This is a genomic window from Ruegeria arenilitoris, assembly GCF_013032445.1.
GTDB lineage: Bacteria > Pseudomonadota > Alphaproteobacteria > Rhodobacterales > Rhodobacteraceae > Ruegeria > Ruegeria arenilitoris_F.
In genome coordinates, this window is the sequence record NZ_WQCA01000033.1 from 1 (window position 1) to 22358 (window position 22358).

Here is a 22358-nt window from a genome sequence, read left to right on the forward strand (position 1 = left end):
CCATCTCCAAAACCTACCAGATGAGAGATCAGGGGATGTCCATTCCATCAGAACCTTTTCGCCTGCCACATCGCGTGAGGTAGCCATGGCCGCGCGGGAAAAGGTAGGATTAACCCCGTGAGCCTAGCGCTGGAAACCCAATAGAATCCCGACGGACTAGGACTGCCTTTTCGAGATGCTTGCGCTTTTTTGGTGCTTCTGTGTTTTGAATGTGCTCCATCAAAAGATTCGCCAGTTGAGCGCCTGACCTTCGATAATTGACTGAATAACTGGTTAAGCCGGGAGAGAGACAATCGATCATTCTATGGTTCCCGAACCCAACAACCGAAACTTGGTCACCGACCAAAATCTCTAATTCCCGACACGCTGCATACACTCCGAACGCAGCCGCATCACTTGCGCACAAGAATGCTGTTGGCGGGTTCTTCGACGATAGTAACACTCGAGCAAATTGTTTCGTTTCTTGCATGTTTGAACCACAGGCGCTCTGAAACCCTGGTACCATGGCCAAATCAGATTGGCTCATCGACCGATGAAAGCTTTGCAACCAATGATCGGGTTCGATGTTGCTCTTTTTGAGCCCGACAAACGCAATTCTGGTGTGTCCGCTACCTTTAAGTATGGACACCGAGTTAGCGATGCACCCATCGATATCAACATCGCAATAATGGCTGCTCAAACCGTCGACATGGCCGTAGGTGACAAAAGGCACCCCAAATTCAGTTAACATTTCAATGCGTGAATCGTTGGTGGTCGGAGCGGGTATGATGCAACCATCGACGCGTTTTTCTTGAATGATCAGGCGCTGGATTTCTGAAAGCCTTTCAAGACCGTTCGTCGAACAAACCGTCAACGTCCAATCCCTTGACAGAAGCTCGTTGCTAATCCCTTCAATCAATTCGAGCGTTGCTAGTGCATTCGCTTCCTCATACCCCTGCGGCAAAATAATGGCTGCAGACTGGCTCGTACCTTTCTTAATGGATCTTGCGATAGCTGACGGATAGTAACCAAGTTTTTTCGCCGCATCTTGTACTCTTTGCTTTGTTTCCGTTGATATATCGGAATAGCCGGAAAGTGCTCGCGAGACGGTGCTCTTAGAAAGCCCAGTATGTTCGGACAGGTCTGCGAGGGTTGTTACCCTTGGGCCAACCTTCCTTGAGTGCTTTTTCTTGCTTCCATCCGACATAAGGTTGTTCGATATCTACGGGGAAAACGATGTCGAGATGCTAGGGTGCAACGCAACGCAAACTAGTCCTTCGCTCCACGTGCTGGACGAGTATCGACCTGCTGCTGTAACAGTCTGAGCTGAAACATTTTTAAGGATTGGACACGACTCCTGAGGTTTCTCGCACTTTCAGCGTTGCGGAGTATTCGAGATGTCGAACAGGGAGATTTGGTGAACGCATTCGGTCCAGCAGGATCTCTGCCAAGCGCGTGCCTAGCATTTTGGGATTGATCGCCATGGTAGTTAGGCCTGGGGTAGAGATACTGGCATCCTCGATGTCATCGAAGCCCACGACCGAAAAATCACGTCCTGGCTTCAACCCGGACCGGATCAATCCCAAGCAAGCTCCAAGTGCGGCGACATCTCCATTGCAAACGATGCTTGTCACCTCGGGGTGCTGCTTGCGGAGTGCCGCGATAGCGTCAAAACCAGCGCGCTTGCTCTCTTCACAAGGCCAAACAATTGGCTGAACGCCATCCAACTGTTTAAGAGCGTCTAGGTACCCCGATATACGCTCTTCACGTACTGATGTTTGCTCGGTACCGCCAAAATAGGCAATGTGCCTGTGCCCCAAATCGATCAAATGCTGGGTGGCTTGACTGAGAGCTTCAGTGTTTAGAACGCCGACGTAGTCAAGAGACTTTGAAACCTTTCGCATGAAGGTGACCGTGGGTACGCTATGAGCCTTTATAAGCTCCAATGATTCTTCGTTTGTTTCGATCGCCGGAACCCATATCAATCCACCTCGACCAAATCTGATGCACGCTTCCATGAGACGAGCCTGGCGTTGAAGTTCGTCTTGCGCATCGAGAATCGAAACCATGAAACCTTCAGTTTCAAGAAGGTCCACGGCGCTGCTGACTACTTCAGAATTAAATGGGTTTGCCAAGGTGTTAAGCATAAACCCTATTTCACGGTTTTCACCTGAACGCATAGTGGCCGCTGCGTGATTTGGAACGTAGCGCAGTCGCTTCGCGGCGCTCAGGACTTTCTGGCGCGTCTGCTCTGAAATCCGGCCGGTGTCGCGCATCACCTGACTGACGGTGGGTACTGATACGCCCGCTTCTTTGGCAACGCTGGATAGGGTGGGCTTTTTCATTATGGCAGCAGTTTTAGATATAACGTTATTCTAGATTTGCAGGCGACTCAAAAAATATCAAGTAAATTATGAATAGCGTGAGATAGTCACAGGCTTGACTCGTGATATAACGTTGTATCATAGTGCCTCCATTCGCCATAGGTTAATCCAAGTTCGTCGGCGAGGGAGGGAGGTTGCCAGGTTTCGGTCAACCTCAGGCATAACGGAGGAAAACATGTCTATTCATTCGAAACTGGCGGGTGCCGTATCCGGTGTTGCCATGCTTGTTGGTGCCGCTGCCGTACAGGCGGAAACCCTGTTTTGGTCCACGCAGGCCCGACCTGCTGAAGAAGCGCAGGCGATGCGGACCGAGGTTCTCGGCGGATTTGATGGCGAAGTTGATTACCAGCCGAACGAAGATGGGCCTTGGCTGACACGTCTGCAAGCCGAACTACAAGCTGGTTCGGGGAGCATTGATTTGCTGGGTTCATTGCATGGTAACTTCTCGGCGATGAACCCCGAAGACCTGATGGATCTCGGCGATCTGGGTGTCACGTCAGCCTCAGACACCTTTAACGATCTGGCCAAGCTTGGAACTGACAGCCTTCACTACATGCCATGGATGCAAGCGAGCTATATCATGGCCGCGAACACTGAAGCGCTGCAGTACTTGCCTGAAGGTGCAGATATCAATGCATTGACTTATGACCAGTTGATTGCCTGGGCGGCCAATGTTGAAGAAGCGACCGGCCAGAAGAAATTCGGCTTTCCTGCAGGTCCCAAGGGGCTGAAGCATCGGTTCTTCCAGGGCTACCTCTATCCGTCCTACACAGATGGTGTTGTGCGTACTTTTGCGTCGCCAGAGGCCGTGACGGCATGGGAGAAATTCAAAGAACTATGGAGCCACACAAACCCTGCATCGACCAACTTCTCTTTCATGCAGGAACAGCTGTTGAACGGCGATGCCTGGATCGTTTTTGATCACACCTCACGTCTGGCGCAAGCCTTCAACGAGCGCCCTGACGACTTCGTTGCCTTTCCGGCACCTGCGGGTCCGACTGGTCGCGGTTTCATGCCTGTTCTGGCAGGTGTTGCCATCCCGCGAACCGCGCCAGATGCCGAAAGCGCGAAAGCTCTGGTAACTTATCTGATGCAGCCTGAGACGCAGATCGCGACCCTAAAGGCAACCAACTTCTTTCCTGTTGTTGATGTCGAACTGCCAGACGATCTGCCGCCTTCTGTCAAGGCAGCAGGCGAAGCGGTTGCCACAATGAGCGGATCGGCAGACGCCAATCCTGGACTATTGCCTGCAGGCTTGGGCAGCATGGGTGGTGATTTCAACCGTGTCTATGTGGACACGTTCGAGCGCATTGTTTTGGCGGGGCAACCCATCGAGCAGGTTCTGGAAGATCAGAAGAAACAGCTTGAAAAGATCATGAACGAAACTGGCGCTCCCTGCTGGGCCCCTGATGCGCCTTCAGACGGCCCATGTCCCGTCGAATAAGTCCAAACAAATAGGTGGGCCGCTTTGGCGGCGGCCCGTTTCCCAGCATTTTCCCAATTCAAAGGAGCGGTCCGATGGAAGCGCGGCTATTGCCATACTTTCTGATCCTCCCGGTGACCCTGTTTCTCTGTATGTTTTTCCTCTACCCGTTTGTGCTGGTTGCGCAGGAGGCGTTTGGAACTGAGAACGGTTTTTCACTGGATAACTTTCGTGAGGTTGTGAGCTACTGGAAGTTCCCGATCTCGATGAAGAATACATTCCTTCTGGCCGCTGCTGTCGTGCCGATCCAGCTGGCACTGTCCCTTCTGATGGCCACGATGGTCACGAAGATGCAAAAGGGCCGCGATCTGGTTCTGTACATTTGGACAATTCCGCTTGGCATCTCTGACCTTGCTGCCGGTATCATCTGGCTGGCGATCTTCGAGCAATCGGGTTTCCTGAACTCGATGATGGTGGGACTTGGTGTCACGGACCAACCTGTGAGCTTGCTTAGCTATCAATCCCCCTGGATCGTCTTCCTGGCGATTATGCTGGCCGAGATTTGGCGCGCAACCGCGATCATGCTTGTGATCCTGGTGGCGGGCATCGGTTTGATCCCCAAAGAATATTATGAGGCCGCCGATGTGTTTGGAGCCTCTCGGTGGAAGCAATTCACCCGGATCACCCTGCCAATGTTGCGTCCATCGCTGCAAACAGCACTGATCCTGCGCGTCATTCTGGCATTTGAAGTCTTTGCAGTCGTTGCAGCGCTCGGTGGCACGCTCTTCCCGGTGCTCATGGGCGAAATCTATGCCTACCAATTTGACCTGCAAAATGGCGGCGGAGCAGCTGCACTGGCGATCATCGTTCTGATCATCTCGATCGTCTTTACTCTGCTCATCATGCGCGCACTGCGTGTCCCGAAAGGAGCAACGATATGACCGCTGTAGCTGATGTTGTAGCACCTGACGCCCGCAAGGCGGGCAGGGGGATCTACCGGGCCGGAGTGATCTTGCTGTGTGCCTGGGTGATCGTACCGCTGTACCTGTTGTTCGTGAACACGATGTCTTCACCGGAAACGGTGAACAGCTTCCCGAAGAGCTTCATTCCGGAGTTCAATATGGGATCCATAAACTTCTTCATGGGGTTCCAGGGGATGCTGATGGCTTTGTGGAACTCGGTGGTGGTTGCTGTGCTGACGATGGTGATGTCAATCACCATCGGAGCGCCGGCTGGCTACGCTCTCTCTCGGTTTGAATTCCGCGGGAAAGAGCTGTTCCGGCTGCTGATCTTGCTGACGCGGGCTTTCCCGCTTCCGCTTCTGGCGCTTCCGCTTGCGGTTCTCTTTATACGCACAGGACTCGATGACACGGCCTTTGGCCTGTCTCTTGTGCACACGACCCTGGCGATTCCGTTCGCGGTGCTAATCACCTTCTCGCTCTTCTCCGGCATTCCGTTGGAGCTGGAGGAAGCAGCCTGGACTTTGGGCTGCACGCGATTGACCGCATTTACCAAGGTGATCCTGCCTCTGGTGTTGCCAGGTATCACGGCTTCGGCGATCTTCGCCTTCGTGATTTCGTGGAACGAAGTATTCGCGGCCGCCGTGCTGACCATCGAGAACCGAACGCTTCCCGCGTTTCTATTGCAGACATTGGGCGAAGCTCCGTTGCACCTGAAATTCGCAGGCGGCTTCATCCTCGTGGTGCCTGCACTGATCTTCATCTTCGCTGTGCGCAAATATCTCTTTGCCATGTGGGGCATCGCCAACCGCTAAGCGGTGGCCGAAAGGAAACTGTTATGGCTGAAATACAGATCAAAAACGTCGCCAAGAACTTTGGATCTTACCAAGCTCTTCACGACATCAACCTGACCATCGCAGACCAGGAATTCATGGTCCTTCTGGGGGCCTCTGGCTGTGGTAAGTCTACGCTACTACGTATCATCGCCGGACTTGAGACGGCTACAACCGGTGAAGTCTGGATTGGAGGGCGTCGTGTGGATCACCTATCGCCCAAGGATCGCGGCATTTCGATGGTGTTCCAGAACTATGCGGTCTTTCCACACCTGACGGTGTTCGAGAACATCGGCTTTGGTCTGCGGATGCAAAAATTGCCTGATGACGAGGTCAAGCGCCGCGTCGAGCGTACGGCAGGTTTGATGCACATCGAGCAGCTCTTAAAGCGCTATTCGGGCGAGCTGTCAGGCGGACAACGCCAGCGTGTGGCGGTTGCCCGGGCGTTGGCAATGGAACCTGATGTGATACTGATGGACGAACCGCTTTCGAACCTGGACGCTCTGTTGCGGATGGAAATGCGGGCTGAGCTAAAAGGTGTTTTGGCCGAAAGCGAAACCACCGCCATTTACGTGACACACGATCAGGTCGAAGCCATGTCAATGGCCGACCGGATAAGCGTCATGCATCAGGGCAAAATCGTTCAGGCAGCCTCGCCTATCGAGGTGTATAGGGATCCAGCGGCCGAGTTTGTGGCCAGTTTTATCGGCAATCCACCGATGAATTTCCTCCCCGCTGAAGCTGCGGGCTCCGGTCGCTGGACAGTGGCGGGACAGAGCTTTGATGGACCGGCAAGTGGCAAAAATCTGAAGTGGGCCATTCGCCCGGAAGATCTGCGCATCACGGATGCAGGCTTTGCAGCACGCGCCAAGGTTGTTGAGCCCTTGGGCGCACATCTGCTGGTAACCTGTGATGTCGACGGGCACCAGTTCCGCGCTGTTCTGGACAGTGAGCTTAGCGTGAAGCCCGGCGATGTACTTACGCTGGCGCCCCAAGAGGGCAGAGGGCGTTGGTTTGACCCAGAAACCACTTTGGCCGTCGCTTAAAGGAGAAGCACAATGAGCCAAGCGCTGATTGATCAGGCCCGCAAAGTCATGGACGGAAATGACCGGGGCAGCTACACCGTGCCCACCCATGGTCTCTACCCCTTCCAGTGGAATTGGGACAGCGCTCTATCTGCGCTTGGCTTTTCGCACTACGATATTGATCGGGCATGGGTCGAAATCGAGACCTTAATGGCTCATCAATGGGCCGACGGTATGGTGCCCCATATCATTTTCCATGAACCTGATGATGGATATTTCCCTGGCCCCGACGTTTGGGGAACAAACCGAGTCGTACCCACGACAGGTATTACGCAGCCAGCCGTCGCTGGCTTTGCCTTGCGCAAAATATTTGATCGCTCTGAAGACAAAGTTCTGGCGCGCAGGCGGCTTGCTAATCTACTGCCCAAGATTCATGCCTGGCATAAATGGTTTTACAAGCATCGTGATCCCGAAGCCTCTGGTCTCGTGGCGATCATCCACCCGTGGGAATCTGGTCGAGATAACTCGGTAGATTGGGACGAGGCGCTAGAAGGCGTTCCCATGGAGGGGGTCGCATCATTTACACGGCGCGATACAACACACGCCAACCCTGATCATCGTCCGACGGACGAGCAGTACCGAAGGTATATCTGGTTGGTCCAAACGTTTCGACGTTTGGGTTGGGACAACGCAAAACTTCATGACGCTTCGCCTTTCCGCCTCGTTGATCCGGGGTTTAATGCCATCCTGATACGATCCTGCGACGATGTCGCGGAACTCGCCGAACTCATAGGTGATCCCGATATGGCCCTTGAAGCACGCGCGATGGCGGCAAAGGGTCGTGCTGCGATGGAAAGTCTTTGGAACCCAAAGCTTGGGCAATATACATGCTACAACCGCGCTGCGGGAATTTTGCAGGACACACCTACGGTCGGCGGAATACTTGCGGCGTTTGCACAAGTGCCAACTGCACGTGCTGAAGCTTTGGTGGCAAGGATCAACTTGTTGTCCCAGCGGTGTGTTTACTTGGTGCCAAGTCATGACCCTGCGGATAGCTCCTTTGACAGCAGGCGCTATTGGCGAGGACCATCATGGCTCATTGTGAATTATATGATCGCCGATGGTCTGATCCTGGCGGGCCAAGAGGCTATGGCACAACGTCTTCTAGCAGATAGCATGCGTCTGATTGAGAAAAGTGGCTTTGCGGAATACTATGATCCGATCAGCGGCGAACCGTGTGGTGGCGGAGACTTTACCTGGACTGCTGCAATGGTAATCGAAATCCTTAAAGTTCAAAAAGTGCCCGCATGAAACGCTCACGCATCAACGAGATTATGGCGCATGCAGACGGCGTAATTCGCTCTCACGGTTTCACTTTGCCACCTTTCGCTTATTGGTCACCCGAGGAGTTCAAGGCACGTGAACGTGACGCCCGTCACGTGATCGACGCGCGTTGCGGCTGGGATATCACCGACTATGGTGACGGTGATTTTGATAGGATGGGCCTGTTTTTATTCACGCTGCGCAACGGTCTACAGAGCGACTTAGCCAAAGGCGGTGGCATGTGCTATGCCGAGAAGCTGCTGATTTCACGGCAGGATCAGCTGTCGCCCATGCACACGCATGTTCTAAAGGCTGAAGATATCATCAACCGCGGCGGCGCGACCCTGGTCGTTGAACTCTTCGGCTCGGATGGCGCGGGTGGGTTTGCAGAAGACTGCGGTGGTGTGGTCTGGTTGGACGGCATCTGCCACAACTTTAGTGCGGGTGAGAAACTGCGCCTGGCGCCCGGTGAAAGCGTCACTTTACGCCCTGGTGATTGGCACGCGTTCTGGGGCGACGGTGGCGATGTTCTGATTGGTGAGGTTTCGACCGTCAATGACGATGAGACCGACAATATCTTTCGTGAGCCCATTGGACGTTTCTCAGAGGTTGAGGAGGATGCTTCTCCGACACATCTTTTGGTTAGCGATTATTCAAAATGGCTTGGCTGATTGAGGAAACAGACAGCGAAGATCTCGCGCTGGAATTAGAAGCCTCCTTGTTGAACGAACTGAGCCGCCGTCGACCGCAAGGGGTCAACAGCACAATTGAACTTGTCTGCCATAAGGATGGAGTTCTGAAAGGCGGGCTTCTGGGTACAACATCTTACGGTTGGTTCTTGCTAAAAATACTTTGGGTGGCCCCACCGTTTCGGCGTCAGGGGCTGGCAAGAGCCCTGTTCGACCGCGCCTGTACCTTGGCCAAGGCGAGAGACTGTCACAGCGTGTGGCTCGATACCTCAGACCCTAAGGCCCGACAGGTCTATCTTCGTTGGGGATTTGTACAGTTTGGCCATCTGGAAAACGGGCCGGATAAGACGCCCCCTGAGCATTGTCGTTGGTTTTTGCAACGTTTAATTATTTGATCCACAGTGCGAAGCCTTGGAGTGCATTGTCGGCTACTCACAACGGATTTGCTGCAGAGTTTAGTTGAGGTGTCTCACACCGCGATTACAAAGCGCATGCAACAGTTATTCGAGAGGGAAGCGCCGAGGCAATTATTTTCGCAGACTGTTGGTTCGCCAGATTCTCAAGTTCGCGACTGCGGCGAATGGCGGCTTCGGCGGGCCGCGTCGCAGCGATCACGGATATTGCTCAATGGCAGGATTGGGCCGTTTGCTTCTTTGGGACGCCAGGGCGGAAAGCAGTCATTTTCTGCACTTGCCAACTTGATCATCGAGTACCCGGAAAGCGGACGTTTACGTTAATCAGCCATGGGAAGCCTTTGAACCGACGCCTAACGCCACGAGCATTGATAGTCTGGGAGCAAGTTCAGCTGTCCTTGATCAGCAGAACCAACCGGAATGCAGTTTTAGAGAAGATCGTTGTCGCCAATTGTCAGTCAAATGCGGTAAGCTTGGTTTGAATAACGAACCGTGTTACCGGGTCAGTTTTTTCGTTTTCTAATATAGCTTTGAGTTTATGATCCAATCGAGCTTCTTGCCAGTCGCGCGCGGCGATAGCGATGTTCAAAGCCAATTCGGGGTCTTCGTTCAGACATCTGGAAAAAATACTGATGATCACATCTCGTAGGTTCGGAGAGACCGATCCAGCGTCGGCCAATGCTCGTACGAGGTTCTGTCTGTTTTCCAGCTTCCGACCAGGCATTTGAAGTGCATTGTCGATGGTTTCCACGGCGGCTAACCCATCCAATTCCACTCCGGCCAGCGCCCATTCGTATGCATAGCTACTGCCCTTATCCAGTGCTTGTTCATAACGTGACTTTACGATCTTGGCGGCCTGCGCATCGTCCGTTTGCAGGCCAAGGAGACGAATTGAAACGGGTAGAAAGCTGATGCGGTTGATATTGCGAAATTCTTGCGAAAGCTGGTCAATTGGAACTTTTGGGCGCAGGGCTCTAACAACGGAATACGGCGCACGATCCAATTCGATCAACGCCGTGTCACGCAAAACAAGATCGTCGGAGTTCAGATACCGGGCGAAAAACTCTGCGCGTTCAGAAGTGGTTCCGCTGTCGAAAGGCCAGTGTCTGGCTGCCGCCTCAAGATCAGTCAGAAACTTTTCCCTGTCCGCTGTCAGGGTAAAAATCCTTTTCCAGCTGCGAGAGAGGCTGCGTCCGGCAGCATCTTTATCTACAGCACCATAAGTAAACAGGACGCTCTTTTCTGGGTCATTGAGAAAGGTTGCCCGGGTTGTGCTATCGACGAGAAATGGGATTTCAGAGAGACTCGCAAGGTCCTTCTGAGTGCCTTTAATCAGTTTCTTAGGCGTAAACCGGAACGGGTTGTCCGGTGCGGGTCCGGCCAAAACGATGATCTCGGCTGAAATCAAATGGTCCGCAAGTGATGCATCTGGAAGCGTCGTACACACCGGGCATGCGTTGGCGGGATAGGGAGCGGATACAAGAGCAATCAAAATGCCGACAACCAAGGCAGGGGCTTTCAGAAAACGCATGAAGCAATTCTTGAGCGTGTAGTGACTGCCACAAAAGAACATTTGATATACCACCATTTTCGAACGGCCAACACAACTAATCATGGAGTGGTCAAGGCTCTGTTGTAAAGTTCAATGCACGGCGTGTGAGTTCATCGATCCCGTTGGATCCAGATCAATAGGTCTGCGAGAGGCCCGTTTCCGATAACAAAAACACGATCTTTTGCGCTGAGGTGGATTCGACAGGAAGTCGAAGGCTTTGCTAAATGGGCATGAGCCCTAAACAATCAATTCGCGGAGCAATGTAACATCTAATATCCCGACTGAACCATAATCTGTTGTTATTCCGCCTTCGCGCACGAGATCTGACAGCAGAGCCGAAGTTTTTGAGAGTGAAAGGCAGGCCGCGTCTGCAAGTTCCCGCTGTGTGACCGGGACTTGATCGAACGGAGGGTTGCCTTGAAAGCCATTACGGTACCCTGCAAGACGCAGCAGAACCGACACCAGTCGCTGCTTTGAATCCTTTACTAAAAGATCATCGGCTGCGCCGAGTGCAATCGCCTGATTCAGACCGGCCAGCATAGCGACGGCATGCCAGGCTCGTGGGTCTTGAAGGGCAATCTTGTCAAACACGGCCCGTGTGATTTCGTTTAAGGTGGAGTTTTCCGCAGCGACCATTTCCATAACACGGGATTGAGGTATGATGAACTCAAACTCGCCAAACCAAAAACCCGAACCGGCCACATGTGCGAAATTCAGAGGGTGGTCATTCACCGAAACAAACATTCGCACTTTACCGCTCTGAACACCAAAAAGGCTCTGTTGTTCCTGTCCGACGGTGTAGATGATATCACCCTCGGCGTAGGTTCGCAGGCGAGATTTCTGGATTAAAGTATCCGCTAAGTCGCGCGGGAGGTTTGAGAGCCAGCCTGACAAGTTTTTGTTACCCCTTAGCGCAACCCTTCTCACTTTCGGTCCTATCATTTGATTAACAGCATAGATCAATTATCCAAATTTGGATAATTGCAAGAATTTTTATTGCTATCAATGATACAGCAGCGACCCCGAAATTTGAGCGAAACCCTTTATGCGCGGACTTCTTTGCATTGCTTCAGGACTGATCCGGCCATCCTCTATGGCAGCGCAAGAAACCTTGGCAACCAACTACGGAGAAAGTCCATACCGCAGCTCGTTATTGTCTTAGGTGTTTTCATCTACGCCGCCTCGAACGCCTTTCTTACGGGGGGGCTCGGCGTTGCTGCACGGGATATTGGCATGAGCGAGTTTCAGGTTGGGATCATCCTTGGTCTCGGTGCACTTCTCGTTATTCCGACCGCGCCTGTCTGGGGCACGATTGCCGAGGAGGTAAATCGGCGAACTCTTATCTTGATCTCGCTTCCGATGGTTGCTGTTGGGCCGTTGGCAATGGCCTTGGTTTTCTCAAATATGATGACGCTAACTGTAACGTCGGCATTCTGGATGCTTGTTGTGGCGAGATCGATAAAAGGTATCTTCGGCGGGGCTTTGCTAACAACGACGCAAGCCCTCATTGCGGATACAACGGCGACCGATTGGCGTGTCTCGGGCATGGGTGCCATGGGAGCGTCAGTGACCGCAGGCGCTCTGTTTGGCTCTATACTTCTTTGGTCGGCTGCTGGTTGTGGGATAGCCTTTGGTTTCTTCCTATTGGTCCTCGGCGTAATAATAGCCTTTGCTATATCGTACGTCTGTTTACCAAATGTGCATGCAGCGGCGGGTAGAAAATCAACAGAACCTGTACCTGTTCGGAATGTGTGGCACTTTTTCTTGATGACCTTTCTGGGCTTCACATCTTACGCGATGATTGTTCCCACGATCGGGCTCAGGCTGGTAGATGGTTTGAACCTCTCAAGCACTGATGCAATTGCAACAGCGGGTCTCATTTTGGCGCTTACTACATTTGCGCTCACTATCTCGCAGTTGATTATTTCAGCTTGTAGAACATCGGTGTCGGTGTCGCTGTTTTGGGGCTCTGGATTGGGTGTCCTAATCGGCCTGATCGCGTTGTTTGCCGCGGAAAGGGTACTTTCCACCGCGATTGCGATGCTCATCATTGGCGGATCATTGGGGTGTTTGGTTCCATGCTTAATGGGTGGGTTGAGTCTTTCGGTGGGACCGGGAGTTCAGGGCAAAGTCGCAGGTTTGAACATAGCCTTCCGGGGGTTGGGGCTGGCTGTGGGGCCGATCATTGGGACCTGGTTGTATCGCATCGACATGAATGCCCCACTGATTGCCGCTGCGATCGCAATGCTATTGCTTTTGCCGACATCGTTACGCAAATTTCAACCCGCTTTGTCTTAGGTCAGTCAACGCCGTCTGGAAGAAACCCAAAAAGTCGATGGTCTGATTGAAAACCTATGAGCGTATACTGCTGCGATTCCTTGGCGCACCAGTATCAGGACATGGCAACAGCCTCTAATTGATCAACGTCCGTAAGACGGATTGCGCCTCGTTCGATCGATAACAATCCATCAGTTTGCATCTGATTCAATAGTGGACTCAGCCTACCTTTGGATAAGTTAACAATCCCTCCCAAGGTTCGTTGGTCGAAATCTATCAACGCAGGCCGCCCTCCAAAGCTGTCGTAGCACCCGGCCAATTGTAGAAGGATTAGCGCCAGTCTCTTACGACTGTCGCGCTCCATTAAAGAGTCGGCTATGCGAAGTATTTGCAAGTTGTGTTGCTGAGACAGATCAAAAAGATGCTTCCAAAGAATTGGGGCCTGATCCGCGATCTCACGAAGTGCCTTTAACTCCAGGTAAGCTACAATGCTGGAGCGCTTGGCCCGAACACCCATTAGGCGATTTCCTCGAAACAAAGATGCTTCTCCTACCCAGTGTCCACTGTGAAGCAAGTAACACGGTTGCGGTGAACGCGGGCCGACGAATACCTCGAGCTCCAAGCAACCGTCAGCCAATCCCACCATGCCGCCCGGTTCAGCTCCAATAGAAAACGGCCTGTCTCCTCTTTCGATTTTCCGGAAGAACAGCTTCTGTTCGAATGGCTTTTGTAAGTGATCTGGTAGGCTTGCCAGCCAACCATTTGATCGCAGAAACGTGAGATTTTCTTCGAACTTCAATTTGCAACGTCCACTTTTGGACGTAATTATTTCCCCAACCCTTCATAGTCAACATGAATCTCAAAGAGATATTTAGAGGTGCGGATTGCCATTTTCGTTTGTTTCTTACTCTTCGAGCGTGGTCTTGACTTCCTCGATTCTGGCGTCGGCCGCATTGGCCCAGGACACGCCACCTGTCGCTCCTACTGCCGAGTATTCACCCTATCCCAGTCAGGATTTTCCAAATCAGGTCTATTTTGGCGACACCCATGTGCACACGACGTATTCCGCTGACGCTGGTCTGATCGGCAACACGATCGGACCGGATGAAGCTTATCGTTTCGCAAAGGGAGAAACGGTGACGTCATCGACCGGGCTGAAGGCCCGTCTGGCCCGCCCGCTGGATTTTCTCGTGGTGGCAGATCACGCCGAAAATCTGGGAACTGCGCCGCTGCTCGCGGCGCGAGATCCTCGACTGCTTGAAACGGAATACGGGCAGTCGCTTCAGGCCGCCGTTGATGCAGGGGATCTACCCGGAGCCTGGGAGATTTTTTCGCTGACCAAAGCATCTGGTGAAGACCCGTTAGCAGATGTGCCCGGCGTGTACGATAGTGTTTGGCAAGAGATAACCGCAGCAGCTGAGCAGCATAACCAGCCAGGCGCCTTCACTGCCTTTATCGGGTTTGAGTGGACTTCGGCATTCAATCGCTCGAATCTGCATCGCAACGTGATCTATCGTGGAGGCAAAGAGAACGCCGATACACGACTGCCGTTTTCAGCATATGACAGCGTAGACCCAGAAGATCTTTGGGATTGGATGGCGCAGTATGAGGCAGATACCGGCGACCGCCTCTTGGCAATCCCGCACAACGGCAATCTGTCAAATGGACTAATGTTTGACACCGTCAAACTGGATAGCGATGAGCTTCTTGATGCCGATTACGCAACTCGCCGCGCCCGTTGGGAGCCGCTCTATGAGGTGACGCAAATGAAAGGGGATGGCGAAGCCCATCCTATGTTGTCACCCGACGACCTGTTTGCGGATTTCGAGACATGGGACAAAGGACAACTTGGTCCAAACCCAAAAACGCCCGAGATGATCCCCAACGAATATGCGCGTGAAGCGCTTAAGCGAGGTCTGGCCTACCGTACTGAGCTTGGCGTGAACCCATTCAAATTTGGGATGATTGGTTCGACGGATACCCACACCTCGCTGTCAACCGCTCAAGAAAACAACATGTTCGGTAAAGTTGTGGCCCTCGAACCGACGGCGGATCCGATCCGGTTTGAAGAGGTGGTCGGTGGGATTGGGGGTGACGAGAGCGTCGCGCAGTACGCTTGGCAAACCTCCGCCTCAGGCCTCACCGCTGTGTGGGCGCGCGAGAATACACGTGAAGCGATCTTTGACGCAATGATGCGCAAAGAGGTTTACGCAACATCGGGCACTCACATCCGGGTGCGCGTTTTTGCCGGCTACGATTTTGAAGAATCCGACCTCCCTCGGTCGGACTTCGCGGCGTATGGCTACGCCAATGGCGTACCTATGGGGGGTGATCTGGGAAAGAGTGAAGGCCGTGCGCCGCGATTCCTAATTCGGGCGTTGCGAGACCCCGACGGAGCCAACCTGGACCGGGTTCAGGTCATTAAAGGCTGGCTGAACGCGGACGGTTCCACTTCCGAGAATGTCTATGACGTTTCTTGTGGTGGGCGCGAAGTTGTCGATGGCGCGTGTGTTGGTGTGGTCGGCGACACTGTTAATCCTGAAGAGGCTTCATACACCAATGACATCGGTCAGGCCATTCTTGGCGGCTACTGGAAAGATCCGGATTTTGATCCTGATCAGAGTGCATTTTACTATGTACGGGTTCTGGAAATCCCAACGCCGCGTTGGACGACCTACGACCGCAAGTTCTTTGGTGTCGAACTTCCACCAGAAGCTCCGATCTCCATCCAGGACCGCGCCTATACATCTCCCATTTGGTATACTCCGGAGTAATCCTAATGAACACTTTATCAATTGCTTCTACCATTTTCGTTTTTGCTGCAACCGCAGCATTATGCCAAGAGACGCCACCCAACGCGACCGCCAACGTTTTGAAAGGTAGACCCTATTCGCCCTACGCGGACCGGGCGTACCCAGAGCGCGTCTACTTTGGGGATACACATGTCCATACCAGCCTTTCGGCGGATGCCGGCGGCGGCGGAACGCGGCTGATGCCGCGCGACGCTTACCGGTTTGCGCGTGGCGAACAGGTGATCTCAAACACGGGCCAGCCTGTCAAACTCGAGCGGCCTTTCGACTTTTACATGATCACAGATCACTCCGACGGGATGGGCGCGATCACCGATATAATTTCGGGTGCTCCGAATATAATGGCGGATGAACAGGGGCGCAGTTTCCACGAAGCATTTAATCAAGGCGGCGAAGCTGCACTCAGAGCGGCGCAGGAGATGACCGCAAGCTTCGCGCAAGGCACGCTCAGTCCTGCCCTGAACTATCAACCGGGCAACGAAGCTTATGAGCGCGTTTGGGACAATCTGGTCACCATTGCCGAGGAGTATTACCGGCCCGGTGTTTTCACGACTTTCGCTGCCTACGAATGGACGTCGCTCGTAAGCGGCAACAACCTGCATCGTAATGTCATTCTCCGCGATGGGCCGGACAAGACCCGACAGCTTGTACCCTACACCACGACGCCGCCGATGGGATCACCGAACCCCCGTGATCTATATACCTGGCTTCAGACTTACGAGGACACCACGGGCGGCGACGCATTGGCGATCGCCCATAATGGCAATTTATCCAACGGTTGGATGTTTTCACTTGTTGACGACTTTGCAGAAGGCACCCCACCTCTGGACCGGGAATACGCCGAACTGCGCCAGAAATGGGAGCCGCTTTACGAATGGACACAGTACAAGGGAGATGGTGAAGCGCATCCGTTCCTGTCGCCCGATGACACATTCGCCGATTTTGAGACTTGGGACTACGGAAATCTCGATAGTTCTGAACGCAAAACGAAGGAAATGCTACCGGGCGATTACGCACGATCCGGCCTTTTGAGGGGGTTGGCTCTTGAAGCAGAATTGGGAGTGAACCCGTATAAATTCGGAGCGAGTGCTGCAACGGACACCCATACTGGCCTTACAACGGTGGCTGAGGATAACTTCTTCGGGAAATTCACCGCCTATGAACCGAACCCAGAACGCGCAGTCCACGTGGGCCGGAGATTTCCGGATGGAGAGGCGGCCTATTATTCTTCTCAATACAACGCCGCCGGATTGACGGCTGTTTGGGCGCGGGAAAATACGCGTGAGTCGATCTTTGATGCGATGGAGCGCCGTGAAGCCTACGGAACAACTGGCCCACGCATGACAGTGCGTTTCTTCGGAGGGGATTACGACCGCGATGCTCTGGCGCGGCGAGATCTCGCGCGCATCGGTTATTCCGGCGGAGTGCCCATGGGCGGTGACTTGGCAGCACCACCGGACGGGGACGCGCCAGATTTTCTCGTCTACTCTTTACGCGATCCAAATGGCGCAAACCTCGACCGCATTCAGATTATCAAAGGCTGGATCGACGGTGAAAGCGGAGAAGCTATGGAAATGGTCTACGATGTGGCGTGGGGCGGTGATCGGTCACCGGATGCAGCCGGCAAGCTGCCTCCTGTCGGCAGCACCGTCGATCTGTCCATTCCCTCCTGGACCAACTCGATAGGCGCACCGGAGTTAGGCACCGTCTGGACCGACCCCGATTTCGACCCTTCAGAACTTGCATTCTATTACGCTCGCGTGATCGAAATCCCAACGCCACGCTGGACAGCTTACGACGCGGTAAAGTTTGGCACAGAAATGCCAGAAGGCACGCTGATGACCACGCAGGAACGCGCCTACACGTCGCCCATCTGGTACACGCCCTGACCCCAAAAACCCAAAAAGCGCGGCAAACGCGTCAAGAATTTAGAACGAGGTGGCAAATGAAAATGCTTCTGCGCGAGATGCGCTCAGCGATGGGTGCGGCGGCCATTGCTACGTTTACAGTTCTGCCAGTCAAACCGGCGATCGCGGTTGAAGGGGGGCTGGGTGCTTACTTTTTGGGAACCAGAGACTCGTTTGCGGGATTTGTTCCCGAGCCGGGAACCTACACAAGCCTGACCTTCGACCATCTGGACGGCAGCGTGGACGGGGTTTCGCTTGCAGGGCTTCCAATTGCGGCAGACGCGGACCTTGAACTTAACCTTTGGCGACTGGGTGTAACTCAGGTTTTCGACGCGCAGCTCTTTGGCGGGACCCCTGCCATAAACCTGACCGTTCCCTTTCCCGTCGCCGAACTCACCTTTACCGCGATCCGCCCCCCTTTGCAGGGTGCGAACATTGACGACACGCTCTCAAGCTTCGGTGACATAAGTCTGACTGGTCTGGTGGGGTGGCACCGGGGAAATCTGCATTACAGCACGGGCATGACCGTTTATGCGCCGACTGGCGAATACAATACCGCATCTATTAACGTTCAGCAGCGCACCGTCCAAGTTTTGAATGCCGGCAAGAATGTCTGGTCTTTCCAACCTTTCTTTGCCGCAACCTGGTTCGTTCCGGAGCGTGGTTTTGAGGTTTCAGGCGCGGCCAGCCTGTTGTTCAGCGAAGAAAACGATGCGACCGACTATCAGACTGCTCCTGCATTTCAATTAGAAGGAGCTGTTGTGCAACGATTCCGCTCTGGCTGGGGGGTTGGTCTTGCCGGGTACACTTACCATCAGCTTGAAGATGACAGTGGTGCAGGCGCCGAACTCACCCGGATCGCCCTGGGGGCCAGCAGCCTGCGGGCTCAGGTCAGCGGTATTGGCCCGCTTGTCACCTACGATGGCGGAACACTGCTGGGTGCCGACGCCTCCCTAAAGCTCAAATATACGCATGAGTTCGCGGCAAAACGGCGATTTGAAAGCGATGTCCTGACGGCCGTGATCTCTCTGTCTTTTTGAAAATGAAATCAGGGTGTTAAACGTGTCGAAGAAAACTATCCTGCGGTGGTTGGTGGCTGCTCTTTTGGTCCCTTCGGGTGTTCAGGCGCAGGGCAATTCGGAATCGCTGCAATCGGCTGCCAATGACCCGACGGCGTCGATCATGTCGTTTCAGTTGCAGGGGTTTCATTCGTTCAATCTGCATAACTCGCCGGAAGACAGCAGCTTGTTGCAGTTTCGAGCCGCGGTTCCGTTCAAGCTGGGGTCGACCAACCACATTGCGCGATTGACGCTTCCATATGTGACGGACAGCTCCAATGGGCAGTCGGGGCTGAGCGACACCACCCTGTTTGACCTAATGACCTTTGATCGGTCCTGGGGTCGTTTCGGTGTTGGCGTGGTGGCCTTGTTGCCCACCGGTGAAGACGGGCTGAGCGCGGAAAAATGGGCTCTTGGGCCAGCCGCAGGATTTGCGAAACAGGAAAAATGGGGCCTCTGGGGGCTTTTCAACCAGAACCTTTTTACTGTCGCTGGGGATGGTGACCGGCCGGATGTCAACCTGTCCACAGTCCAGCCTGTGTTCAATTACAACCTTGGCAATGGCTGGTCCGCCGGAACATCCGAGATGGTGTTTGTTTATGATTGGGAGGCCAGCCAATTCAACAGCCTGCCACTGGGGGTCAAGGTGTCCAAGCTCGTCAAGGGTAGGGGTCTGCCGTGGCAGTGGTCACTCTCCTACGAACACAACTTTTCCGATGAGGCCGTTTCAGCTGCCGACACCGTTAGCTTCACGCTGAAACTGTTGGTGCCAAAGGGTGGATGATTACCATGTGCGAGGACACAATATGAATGCGCATTGGCAAACGACAAACCTGCCGCGCCCGAGCGATCCGTCGTCAGTTGGTCCGAGCCTGATCCGCCGGATTGTCACCGAGCCGTTTTTCCATTTCGCGATTCTCAGCATAGCGATCTTCGGCTGGTTCACACTTGCACAACCGGGCGAATGGTCTGCGGATCCGGATCCACGGGTCATAATCATTGATCAGCGGCAGGTCGATTTTCTGGCCGGCCAGTTCGAAGACACCTGGCGGCGCCCTCCGACAGCGGAAGAGCTGGCCAATCTGAAAGAGGATTGGCTGAACCGCGAAGTTCTGTACCGCGAAGCGCTGGCGATGGGGCTGGATGGCAATGATGAGATCATCCGCAACCGGTTGGTGCAGAAGATGAACTTTCTTCTGACCTCCGAGGCGGGTGCGGCCCGGCCAGAGGATGAGGTTCTGCAAACGTACCTGTCGGAAAATGCCGAGACGTTCACGACCCCCGCACGGATTGCGGCCAGCCTTGTTTACCTGGGTCAAAATCCCAGCGATAGGTTTCTCGAACAGACGCGAACGCGTTTGGCAGCAGGGGAAGATCATCGCCAGTTGGGTCAGGCGTCCCTGCTTCCGACAGGGTTTGATCTGAGCGCCCGTACTTCGGTTGATAGCAACTTTGGGACGAGCTTTTTTGATCAGCTGCAGCCCTTGCCACTGGGGGAATGGAGTGGACCTGTTCAATCGTCCTTCGGACTTCACATGGTTCGGCTCGACAACAGATGGGACGCGGTCTTGCCGCCATTTGGCGCGATCCGGGATCGCGTTTTGGCAGATTGGCGCGAGAAGCAGGCCGAGCGCGCGACGGAGGTGTTCATAGAAAATCTGCGATCCACCTATGTGATCGAAGACCTTGGAGAAGCTGACCACTCTGCGGGTGAATCATGAGTCGCCTGCTCGCTTTCTTTGCGCTGCTGGCGGGTCTTCTGGCGCCCGCCGTTGCTCATGCGCATGCGCTGGAGCCGGGGTATCTTGAGATCTCGCAGGAGACCGACAGCGATTGGTACGTGTTCTGGCGCAAGCCGGATGTTCGCGGCGCGCCGATGGATATCAACGTTGCGCTTCCGGATGTCTGTACCGCGCCAGTTTTTGAGGCGCCAGTTTTTGACGGCCGCGCATGGACGCAGATCTGGCGCATGTCCTGCACCGAAGACCTGCGGGGCAACGCGATACGGATCGACAAACTTGAGACGCAACGTACGGACGTTTTGCTGCGGGTGGGATATCTGGACACGGTGAATATGGCGACCTTCCGCCTGACCCCCGATGCACCTGCTGTGACGCTGCCCGCGGAACAGGGGCTTATACAGACGCTCTGGCAATATGGCGTGTTGGGGTTTGAACATATCCTCGAAGGCTGGGATCACCTGCTGTTTGTCTTTGCCCTGTTGGTTCTGATCCGCAATCTGCGCCAGCTGATCTGGGCGGTGACCGCCTTCACCGTCGCGCATTCGATCACGCTGGGGCTGGCCACTTTCGGCGTGCTGAACGTCCCGGGCCCGCCGGTTGAGGCCGTGATTGCCCTGTCGATTGTATTTCTGGCGACCGAGGTTCTGCGGTCGGAGGACAAACCCAAGACATTAGCCAGTCGCTCCCCTTGGGTGATTTCCTTTGGGTTCGGCCTGCTGCACGGTCTGGGCTTTGCCGGGGCGTTGGCCGAGATTGGCCTGCCAGAACAGGACATCCCGGCGGCCTTGCTGGCCTTTAACCTCGGCGTTGAAGCGGGACAGCTGGCCTTCATCTTTGCGGTGCTGGGCGTGTTCCTGACGGTCAGGAAAGTGGCGCAAGCGGTTTGGGGCTGGTCTTTGGCGCAAGGCCCGTCGCGCCAGATCCTTGGATATCCCATCGGATGCGTCGCTGCGTTTTGGCTGGCCGAACGGCTGGCCGGATTTTGAGTGAACCATGAAAAGGAGAATGGAAAGTGAGTAAGATACTGGGGGGTGCGATGGTTCTCGCAATATTTGCGATCAGCGGCTGCGACGTGGTGGATCCGGACTGCACGCCGGAAAAAGCCGCGAAGCGTCAGGTCCAGCAGGCGACGATTGGCGTCAGCACCAACCGGTGCACACCGGCTGAGACTGCACGCGATACCGCAGGTGTCGACGGATAAGGAATTCGGATGCCCAAAACACTGAGCGCAATTTGAGTGGTGGCGAAGTGACGCCCGATATCGTCCTGATGTAACGGTAGTCACTGCCTCAGGTTTTGGAAGTCCGGATCGGTTCCCCGTTCAAACCTCGTAGACCGGGGAACCGTCAGAAATTTGTTTTGAGACGCTCGGGTGGATCGGAGGCCACATGCGCTGGAAAGGACGACGTACAAGCAAAAACATCGACGACCGACGCCATGTGTCCCGTGGCGTATCTCGTGCCGGTATGGGTGGCGCCGGATTGATTGTGGTCCTCGTGATCGGCCTGCTTTTTGGCGTTGATATCACACCGTTTCTGAGTGGCGGGGGGCAGGTCGCCCCTCCGCAGGCAAATGCGCCCGTTCAGATTGACGATGAAACAGAGGAATTTGTGGCCGTCATCCTCGCAGATACCGAAGTGGTCTGGGGTGAGATATTCAGGGACTCGGGCATTCAATACACACCACCGGTGCTGGTCCTGTTTGCAGGCAGAACCCAATCGGCCTGCGGGCGGGCTATGTCCGCAACCGGTCCGTTCTATTGCCCGATCGACCAGCGCGTTTATCTCGATACGTCCTTCTTTCAGGTGATGGAACAGCGCCTGGGCGCGCATGGTGACTTTGCCAAAGCCTATGTCATTGCACACGAAGTGGCCCATCACGTTCAGCATAGCCTGGGACTGTTGGAGCAGGTGAACCGCGCCAAAAGTCAGGCCAGCCAGGCTGATGCGAATGCCTTGTCCGTGCGCGTGGAACTTCAGGCCGA

Annotated in this window: 21 protein-coding genes; 16 read left to right on the forward strand and 5 right to left on the reverse strand. The window is 54.3% G+C overall.

Going from position 1 to position 22358, the window contains the following annotated elements:
- Window positions 1-109: 109 nt before the first annotated feature.
- On the reverse strand, window positions 110-1186 hold the full coding sequence (locus GOW98_RS23235) for a LacI family DNA-binding transcriptional regulator (protein ID WP_170336593.1): 1077 nt from the start codon (window positions 1184-1186) through the stop codon (window positions 110-112).
- 130 nt (window positions 1187-1316) lie between these two features.
- Complete coding sequence (locus tag GOW98_RS23240) at window positions 1317-2324, reverse strand: LacI family DNA-binding transcriptional regulator (protein ID WP_217359715.1); 1008 nt, start codon at window positions 2322-2324, stop codon at window positions 1317-1319.
- Window positions 2325-2538: 214 nt separating this feature from the next.
- Between GOW98_RS23240 and GOW98_RS23245 the strand changes: the two genes are divergently transcribed.
- From GOW98_RS23245 to GOW98_RS23275, 7 genes are all read left to right on the forward strand, one after another.
- A complete protein-coding gene (locus tag GOW98_RS23245; protein ID WP_170336595.1) occupies window positions 2539-3807 on the forward strand; it encodes an ABC transporter substrate-binding protein in 1269 nt (422 codons plus the stop codon).
- 74 nt (window positions 3808-3881) lie between these two features.
- A complete protein-coding gene (locus tag GOW98_RS23250) occupies window positions 3882-4727 on the forward strand; it encodes a carbohydrate ABC transporter permease (RefSeq protein ID WP_170336597.1) in 846 nt (281 codons plus the stop codon).
- Complete coding sequence (locus GOW98_RS23255) at window positions 4724-5560, forward strand: carbohydrate ABC transporter permease (RefSeq protein ID WP_170336599.1); 837 nt, start codon at window positions 4724-4726, stop codon at window positions 5558-5560. Before GOW98_RS23250 ends, GOW98_RS23255 begins: the two co-directional genes overlap by 4 nt.
- 23 nt (window positions 5561-5583) lie before the next feature.
- Window positions 5584-6624, forward strand: a complete 1041-nt coding sequence (locus GOW98_RS23260) for an ABC transporter ATP-binding protein (RefSeq protein WP_170336601.1) — start codon at window positions 5584-5586, stop codon at window positions 6622-6624.
- Between the two features lie 12 nt (window positions 6625-6636).
- The gene (locus GOW98_RS23265; protein ID WP_170336603.1) at window positions 6637-7914 is read left to right on the forward strand and encodes an amylo-alpha-1,6-glucosidase; all 1278 of its coding nucleotides are present in this window, start codon (window positions 6637-6639) and stop codon (window positions 7912-7914) included.
- A complete protein-coding gene (locus GOW98_RS23270; protein WP_170336605.1) occupies window positions 7911-8597 on the forward strand; it encodes a D-lyxose/D-mannose family sugar isomerase in 687 nt (228 codons plus the stop codon). Before GOW98_RS23265 ends, GOW98_RS23270 begins: the two co-directional genes overlap by 4 nt.
- On the forward strand, window positions 8585-9010 hold the full coding sequence (locus tag GOW98_RS23275) for a GNAT family N-acetyltransferase (RefSeq protein ID WP_170336607.1): 426 nt from the start codon (window positions 8585-8587) through the stop codon (window positions 9008-9010). The genes GOW98_RS23270 and GOW98_RS23275 overlap by 13 nt, the downstream gene beginning before the upstream one ends.
- Window positions 9011-9482: 472 nt before the next feature.
- Here the strand turns inward: GOW98_RS23275 and GOW98_RS23280 are convergent, their stop codons facing one another.
- Window positions 9483-10559 carry a hypothetical protein gene (locus GOW98_RS23280; RefSeq protein WP_170336609.1) on the reverse strand — a complete coding sequence of 359 codons (1077 nt, stop codon included), beginning with the start codon at window positions 10557-10559 and terminating at the stop codon, window positions 9483-9485.
- Between the two features lie 258 nt (window positions 10560-10817).
- The gene (locus GOW98_RS23285; RefSeq protein WP_170336613.1) at window positions 10818-11543 is read right to left on the reverse strand and encodes a Crp/Fnr family transcriptional regulator; all 726 of its coding nucleotides are present in this window, start codon (window positions 11541-11543) and stop codon (window positions 10818-10820) included.
- A gap of 66 nt (window positions 11544-11609) precedes the next feature.
- Here GOW98_RS23285 and GOW98_RS23290 point away from each other — a divergent pair, with 66 nt between their 5' ends.
- Window positions 11610-12878: an MFS transporter gene (locus GOW98_RS23290; RefSeq protein ID WP_170336617.1), complete on the forward strand. Its 1269-nt coding sequence runs from the start codon at window positions 11610-11612 to the stop codon at window positions 12876-12878.
- A gap of 94 nt (window positions 12879-12972) precedes the next feature.
- Here the strand turns inward: GOW98_RS23290 and GOW98_RS23295 are convergent, their stop codons facing one another.
- Window positions 12973-13656 carry a Crp/Fnr family transcriptional regulator gene (locus GOW98_RS23295; protein ID WP_170336620.1) on the reverse strand — a complete coding sequence of 228 codons (684 nt, stop codon included), beginning with the start codon at window positions 13654-13656 and terminating at the stop codon, window positions 12973-12975.
- 118 nt (window positions 13657-13774) lie between these two features.
- Between GOW98_RS23295 and GOW98_RS23300 the strand changes: the two genes are divergently transcribed.
- From GOW98_RS23300 to GOW98_RS23335, 8 genes are all read left to right on the forward strand, one after another.
- On the forward strand, window positions 13775-15631 hold the full coding sequence (locus tag GOW98_RS23300) for a DUF3604 domain-containing protein (protein WP_367646890.1): 1857 nt from the start codon (window positions 13775-13777) through the stop codon (window positions 15629-15631).
- Between the two features lie 5 nt (window positions 15632-15636).
- Window positions 15637-17556 carry a DUF3604 domain-containing protein gene (locus tag GOW98_RS23305; protein ID WP_170336624.1) on the forward strand — a complete coding sequence of 640 codons (1920 nt, stop codon included), beginning with the start codon at window positions 15637-15639 and terminating at the stop codon, window positions 17554-17556.
- A gap of 56 nt (window positions 17557-17612) precedes the next feature.
- Window positions 17613-18614: a SphA family protein gene (locus GOW98_RS23310; RefSeq protein WP_170336627.1), complete on the forward strand. Its 1002-nt coding sequence runs from the start codon at window positions 17613-17615 to the stop codon at window positions 18612-18614.
- A 22-nt stretch (window positions 18615-18636) separates the two neighbouring features.
- Complete coding sequence (locus GOW98_RS23315; protein WP_367646891.1) at window positions 18637-19416, forward strand: hypothetical protein; 780 nt, start codon at window positions 18637-18639, stop codon at window positions 19414-19416.
- Window positions 19417-19438: 22 nt separating this feature from the next.
- Window positions 19439-20353, forward strand: a complete 915-nt coding sequence (locus tag GOW98_RS23320; RefSeq protein ID WP_170336629.1) for a peptidyl-prolyl cis-trans isomerase — start codon at window positions 19439-19441, stop codon at window positions 20351-20353.
- Window positions 20350-21360: a HupE/UreJ family protein gene (locus GOW98_RS23325; protein WP_170336631.1), complete on the forward strand. Its 1011-nt coding sequence runs from the start codon at window positions 20350-20352 to the stop codon at window positions 21358-21360. Before GOW98_RS23320 ends, GOW98_RS23325 begins: the two co-directional genes overlap by 4 nt.
- A 26-nt stretch (window positions 21361-21386) precedes the next feature.
- Window positions 21387-21575, forward strand: coding sequence for a hypothetical protein (locus tag GOW98_RS23330; protein ID WP_170336632.1), 189 nt, complete (start codon window positions 21387-21389; stop codon window positions 21573-21575).
- 187 nt (window positions 21576-21762) lie between these two features.
- On the forward strand, window positions 21763-22358 hold a 596-nt coding region (locus GOW98_RS23335), incomplete at its 3' end, for a neutral zinc metallopeptidase (RefSeq protein ID WP_170336635.1).